Origin of the sequence: Paenibacillus forsythiae T98 (assembly GCF_000520735.1) — a bacterium.
GTDB classification, from domain to species: domain Bacteria; phylum Bacillota; class Bacilli; order Paenibacillales; family Paenibacillaceae; genus Paenibacillus_AQ; species Paenibacillus_AQ forsythiae.
Genome location: NZ_ASSC01000307.1, coordinates 1 through 3,544 on the forward strand (window position 1 = coordinate 1; position 3,544 = coordinate 3,544).

3 protein-coding genes are annotated in these 3,544 nt (G+C 46.2%); 2 read left to right on the top strand and 1 reads right to left on the bottom strand.

Annotated features, from left to right (window positions below; genetic code table 11):
* The first annotated feature begins 188 nt into the window (after positions 1–188).
* On the top strand, positions 189–1,373 hold the full coding sequence (locus tag L692_RS0110070; RefSeq protein WP_025699515.1) for an FtsW/RodA/SpoVE family cell cycle protein: 1,185 nt from the start codon (positions 189–191) through the stop codon (positions 1,371–1,373).
* Positions 1,374–1,528: 155 nt separating this feature from the next.
* Here L692_RS0110070 and L692_RS0110075 read toward each other — a convergent pair whose 3' ends face one another.
* On the bottom strand, positions 1,529–2,284 hold the full coding sequence (locus L692_RS0110075; RefSeq protein ID WP_025699516.1) for a nuclear transport factor 2 family protein: 756 nt from the start codon (positions 2,282–2,284) through the stop codon (positions 1,529–1,531).
* Positions 2,285–2,604: 320 nt separating this feature from the next.
* Between L692_RS0110075 and spoIIR the strand changes: the two genes are divergently transcribed.
* A complete protein-coding gene (gene spoIIR / locus L692_RS0110080; RefSeq protein WP_025699517.1) occupies positions 2,605–3,366 on the top strand; it encodes a stage II sporulation protein R in 762 nt (253 codons plus the stop codon).
* Positions 3,367–3,544: the final 178 nt, after the last annotated feature.

The following is a 3,544-nucleotide window of genomic DNA, read 5'->3' on the forward strand; positions in this document are numbered from 1 at the left end:
ATTGGAACGAGATCGTGACCGTACCCGATCTCGCGGGCATTCCGCGCCATGTGATCGGCATTGCCCGTCAGGCGTAGGCGGGGCGGTGAAAGTGGTATTTTTCACCCCGTTGCCTTACAATAAAGCCAGCGGCCCGTTAGCTGAGCCAAGCGCGGACCAAGCCAGTAAAACCACGGGGAGGCAGAGCCTTGCTTCAGAAGTTTAAAAAAATCGACGGTTCCATCGTCGTTGTTCTTGTGCTGTTGATGGTGATCAGTCTGTTCTCGATTTACAGCGTTACGCATGGTCGGGCGGGTTGGGATGGTTCCCATCTCCAGATGCTCAAATACTACATCCTTGGATTCATCGCTTTCTTCGGTCTTGCGTTGCTTGATTATCGGTTGCTTGTCAAATACGCGCTTTATATATACCTTTTCGGAATCGGTCTGCTGGCGCTGGTATTTTTAATCGGCAAGGTTCGTAATGGTGCGCAAGGTTGGCTTGAAATTAGCGGTCTGAGTCTTCAGCCGGCTGAATTGTTCAAACTAATCCTAATCCTGTTTTTGGCGTCCGTATTAGTGTTCAAGAACAAGCAGAAACTTGGGTTTCGGCGTGATGTAGTGCCGCTGGGGCTGCTGACACTGCTTCCGTTCGGTATTGTTATTTCCCAGAACGACCTGGGTAACGCATTGAGCTACATTATCATTTTGTTCGGTTTATTATGGATAGGCAACATTAAATTTACCCATGCTCTTATCGGCATACTGTTAATTGGCGGTACGATGGGCGCCGGAATTTGGAGTTATATTAACTATCACGAACAGTCTTTGGCTTTTATTGAGAAAGTGGTCGGCAGGGATCATCTGGTCAGCCGGTTTGATCCTTGGCTTATGCCCCAGTTGGCTTCATCTGATGATAGTTATCAAACGAGAAATGCCAAGCTGGCGATTGCCTCTGGCGGGATGAGCGGCGAAGGATATTTGCAGGGAAGCTCTGTGCAGAAAAACCTTGTTCCGTATGCCTATGCGGACTCGATCTTTGTCCAGATTGCCGAGGAGTTCGGCTTCGTCGGCTCCGCCGTCCTGCTGCTCCTGTACTTTATTCTGATCCACCGGATGATTCTGATTGCACTCGAATGCCGGGACAGAGGCGGGCCGTTCATTATTGTCGGCATTGTGGCTATGATGCTGTATCAGATTTTCGAGAATATCGGGGCTTTTATAGGGCTTATGCCGTTAACCGGCATTACCTTGCCTTTTATCAGCTACGGCGGCACTTCGCTGTTGATCAACATGGCGAGCATCGGGCTTGTAATGAGCGTGAAGCTGCATGGGCAGCAGCAAGAGGAAGATTTGCCAAAGGCGTCGTATACGGCTCCGGCCAGACAGGGATGACATCACTCAGCAAATTGTTGAAGTCTTTCAAAAAATAACCGCCAGGCTTCTTCTTTACGAAGGAGTACTGACGGTTATCTCTTCTTTGGGGGACTTTTTTGAAATTCATATGCACTAAAAATTTTCTAGAAACTTAAGTAATAATAAATCAGAAATTAATACGTCACATTACCAGCACCATTAATTATCGAACTATTTCCGACGAAAATTCTTATACAAAAATCACTACCCTCGAATGCGCCTGTGAGAGTAATGGTGTATTCTCCATTACTATCAACATCAACAGCGGACCCATAAATGGCTTGACCTAGCCATGTAGATCTTGCGAGTTGATAGGATGCACTGGCAGGATACTCATTACTAGAGTATTGCCAACCTTGTACAACCACATTACTAACACCACTAGGGATTGAAAATTTATCAATAGTATAATGTGGCCCATATTGAAAATTAGTAAATGAAAAGTGGTCAGCTAATGTATTAATTGAAACGTCGGATGATTTTCCAGACTTTTCTTCACTATTTCCTAATGAAATTTTCCACTGGCCATTATAATTTTTAACGTGTATGACCTCCTGTGTATCGGATGATGTTGAGATATCCTTAATTTTAACAAAGATCGAACTTTCATTTTCAATATCCACAGAAACGATTTCAAGTGAGCGGAAGTTTCTGGTATCTCTATATTCTTTATATGCTTTAATCTGTTCTTTCACGTTTGAAAAACGTGTATCCACAACTAACTCTAAAGCCTTATTAATATCTCCATTATCCATCGCGACAAGAAATTCTTTAACGACTTCCTTGGCTTTAGATTCAGGTGACTCTGCAGCAAAGCTTGAACTTCCAAAAGAAAAGGTTGTTAATAGTAACATTAAAAGTAAAACGACATTGAATTTTTTTGTGAACATACTAATCCTCCATTTTTTAAAATATTCCTTTCGTATATCTCTTTTCATAATTTTTGGAAACAAATAAACTGTAACACACCTTCCAAAGAGGTTCTATGATACATAAAAACCAATTTTTTTCATTAAAATGAAATATTTTTAGAAATATAATTATTTGTTATTTCGTTTTTGTGATGAATTTTTGACCGTGGACACTGCTTGAAATGATCTATAGAAATGAATAATCTGCGTGCTGCAAAAACAAATAGATTCATAGGTTTGGGGACTCCGCTTTCCGGGGATACTGACTGACATGAAGCCAGTGGAGAGGGGTATCCCGAATGGACGCTAAAAGCGGAATCGCCAAGGACTCGCTGCGCAAGACCTTTATGTATACTGCCATTTTAATTTGTATTCTGATGTTTGTCATGATGGCCTGGGAGGGGCAAAAGACCGATGCCGCCGTCAGCGGCGGCCCTATTCCGAAGGAGTCGATCCGCTTGCGGATTCTTGCCAATTCGGACGGGCCGCAGGATCAGCTCGTAAAGCGGCAGCTCCGTGATAAAATTGTGGAGCAGATGAACGGGTGGGTCAACAAGCTGGAGGACCCGCAAAGCCTCGAACAGGCCCGTGCGGTTATACGCGACCATTTGCCGGAGCTGAACAAGCTGGTGGGCGATGAGCTGGGCAAGCGCGGCATTGATTATGGTTATAAAGTCGAGCTGGGAGTTGTCCCCTTTCCTACCAAGCTGTACGGGGGAACGGTTTATCCCGCCGGAGAATATGAGTCTCTTCGCGTAACACTTGGAAAAGGAGAGGGTCAGAATTGGTGGTGCGTGCTGTTTCCGCCGCTTTGCTTCATCGATGCGGGTTCGGGGGATGCGGCGGCGAAGCCGGCCGGCGATGCCAAGGCCAAGCCCGCCAAGGCTTCCGCACAAGAAAAAGGCAAAGCTGTAAAGGCGGAACAAGCGGCGCTGGCGGTGGATCGGCAGCCGGATGAAGCGGCCCAAGCGGATACTCCCGCAGAGCAGCCGAAGGTACGGTTCTTCCTCTGGGACCTGCTGCTGAAGATCGGGAACTGGATTAGAGGGCTGTGGGCATAGGTTCTATTGTTTTGCTGACGGATATGTTACTATTTTCATATAGGATAAGCGGCCCCACGCGGTGGGGCCGTTATTTTTGAAATACCGGGGGCTTGTGGAACATGGAAACGAAATATTGGAAGCTGAGCGGCGCGGAGGGGGAGGCTGTACGCGAACAGAGCGACAGCCCGGCGGATCT